Source organism: Deltaproteobacteria bacterium, assembly GCA_003696105.1.
In the GTDB taxonomy this organism is placed as follows: Bacteria; Myxococcota_A; Polyangia; order Haliangiales; family J016; genus J016.
Genome location: RFGE01000071.1, coordinates 1 through 2987, shown reverse-complemented (window position 1 = coordinate 2987; position 2987 = coordinate 1). Strand labels below are relative to the sequence as shown.

Here is a 2987-nt window from a genome sequence, read left to right as displayed (position 1 = left end):
GCCGGACCACCGGATGCTTGCCGTCGCGATCGCACAGCTCGCCCTCGGCGAGCGCGACGCGGCACTGCGCGCACAGCAACGACAATCGGGGCCAGCGGTCGGCCATGGGATCGAGCGGACCGCGGGGCCACCTCGTGGCCGCCGCGCTCACCACGCCATCATGCGCTACCGGTCCGCGCGGCGGAAGCCCCCGCCGGCTGCCGCCCCACCGAGGGCCCCGAACCGGCCCCACGCCGCCCGCCGGTCGCCGCCCGCGCCGCCCGGTTCTGCACGCCGCAGGTCGTCCGAACTGCCCGCGCAGCCCGTTCGAAGCGGCCCCACGGTCCATCGCATCTCACTGAACAAGGCTATCTGGGGCCAACGCGGTTGACCCCCGCGGCCGCTTTGCGGTACACGGAGGCGCCCAATCTTCCAGGAGTTTTGCGGCCGTGGCCAAACGAAAAATCGACGAGCAGATCTCGTACAACTGGCTCTTCGCCGTCCTCGGAGGTGCGTTCTTGTTCGTCACGGGCTGGGCCGTGTGGGACGAGACCGTCACGCGTCGCGAATGGAAGGACTACCAGGAGCGGTTCTTCGCCATCGCCGCCGACCTCGCCAAGCAGAACCTCGAGCGGCAGCAGCGGCTCCTCGACCCCGAGCAGTGTCCCGCCACGTGCGCGGCGATGTACGAGGGCAAGCGCGACGCCGCGAAGCGGTGCGAGGAGCAGTGCGGCAAGGCCAATCGCCTCGCCGAACTCGTCGCCAAGCGCGACGAGCTGCGCGAGCAGGCCCGCGCGCGCGCGGCCGACATCGCCGCACTCCAGAAAAAGGTCGAACAGCTCAAAGAGGCCGAGTTCGACATCAATCAGGAGTGGACGTTCACGAAAGCCGAGTGGTCCGAACAGGACTACTACTTGCGCCTCGCGCGGCACGCATACCTGGAAGATCCGGACGACCCGGCGAAGAAGGCCAAGTTCGAGGCGGAAAAGGCCAAGGCCGACGAACTCGCGCACCGCGCCGCCGAGGAAGGCAAGCGCGTTCAGGACGCGATCGCAGCGCGCAAGGCCGCCGAGGCCGAACTCGCCAAGGTCCAGCACGCCGACGAGATCAAGGCGCTCGACAAGGAGATCGAATCGCTGCGCCGGCCGCTGGCCGAAGCCCAGCGCGCGTACGACAAGGCGCTCGCCGATCGCGGCGGACTGTTCGGCGCCAAGACGGAGGTCAAACAGTTCAATCTGCCGAAGATCGGCGCGGTCGATCGCTGCACGTCGTGCCACATGGGGACGACGCGCGCCGGATTCGAGGAGGTGGACGAGCCCGAGTTCCGCTCGCACCCGTTCCGGCGCACCTTGCTTTTGAAGCATCCGCCCGAGGATTTCGGCTGCACCAGCTGCCACGACGGCCAGGGGCGCGCGACCACCAAGTTCTTCGCACACGCGCCGAGCCTCGACGAAGATCCACACGCCTTCCACGTCCACTACTGGGAGCGGCCCTTGCTCAAGGGGCCGCCCGGCGGCGACGGCACCGAGTTCATGGAGGCCAAGTGCCGCGGCTGTCACGAGCACCAGACCGAGCTGCGCTCGGAGATCCTGTGCGCGGTCGACGCGGAGTGCGCGCCGCTGTCGACCGACAAGCGGCCGGCCTTCTGCCGCCTGCCGAAGCCGCAGGGCGCCGCCGCGGCGCGCTTGTCGCTGGCGACCCTGCCCGGCACCCCGGAGGGCGTCGAGCCGCCGCCCGCCCCCCAGCAGAAGGTGTGTACCGACCGGCGCGGTAACCCGATCATCGCCGACCTCGCGCCGAACTACACCGCGGGCGTCCGCATCGTCGAGGAGGTCGGCTGCTACGGCTGCCATGCGATCGACGGGTTCCGCGACCTGCCCAAACCCGCCCCCGCGCTCACGCAGGTGTCCAAGAAGGTCGACCCCGCCTACATGGTGAGCTGGATCCAGAACCCGAAGGACCACCGGCCGAACTCGCGGATGCCGAACTTCTTCCCCGAGCTGCTCGCGCCGGAGATCTACCCGTACCCGGTCGACGTCGAGGCGCGCAAACGGAAGCGCGACCACGAGGCGCGCGCGCTGGCCGCGTTCCTGCTGTCGCAATCGGAGCACAGCGACAAGTACGCCTACGAGATCGAGCGCCCGCCCGCCGGCCTGCGCGGCGACGCGGCGCGCGGCAAGCAGACGATGGCCGAGGTGGGCTGTGCGGCGTGCCACGACCTGCCGGGCGACGAGGCCCACACGCCGAAGCGGCACAACCGCGCGTCGCACTTCGACCACGGGCCCGATCTGCGCGATATCGGCGCGAAGACGTCGGTCGCGTGGATTTATTCGTGGCTGCGCGATCCGAAGCGGTACGCGCCGACGACGCGCATGCCGAACCTGCGTCTCACGCCGCAGGAAGCGCTCGACATCGCGACCTACCTGGGCACCCTCAAGGGGGACAAGCCGATCCCGCCGGTGTCGCGCGACGAGCTCGCGGACCCGGACCTGATCGCCGAGGGCAAGAAGCTCGTCAAGACGTACGGCTGCTTCGGGTGCCACCTCATCGAGGGATTCGAGACCACGCCGGGCATCGGCGCCGACCTGTCGGCGTTCGGCGTGAAGCTGCCGGAGCGGCTGGATTTCGGCGACTTCATCACGGATCACAACCAGCAAACCTGGGCCAACTGGACCATCAACAAACTGCGCCATCCGCGCGTGTACGCATACGACGCGCAGAACCCGGTCATCTCGTACATGCCGGAGTTCGGCTTCACGGAGGACGAGATCCGCAAGGTGATGGTGTTTCTCAAGTCGCTGCGCGGTACGACGGACCAGTCGGCGCAGGTCATGGCGCAGAAGCTCGACGACGACGAACTCGCGCGCGAGCGCGGGCGCCGTATGCTGCACCTGTACAACTGCTACGGGTGCCACAACGTCGACGGCCACGTCGGCGACCTCGCGTCGCTGCCGGCGCTGAGCGGGTCCAACTCGATCTTCGGGCCGCCGCCGCTGACGAACGAGGGG

At 69.1% G+C, this 2987-nt stretch carries 1 protein-coding gene; it reads left to right on the top strand.

Translation table 11 applies throughout. The features are described from left to right. Positions 1-428: 428 nt before the first annotated feature. Positions 429-2987, top strand: a 2559-nt coding sequence (locus D6689_04710) for a hypothetical protein (GenBank protein ID RMH43602.1), incomplete at its 3' end; no start/stop codon positions are given.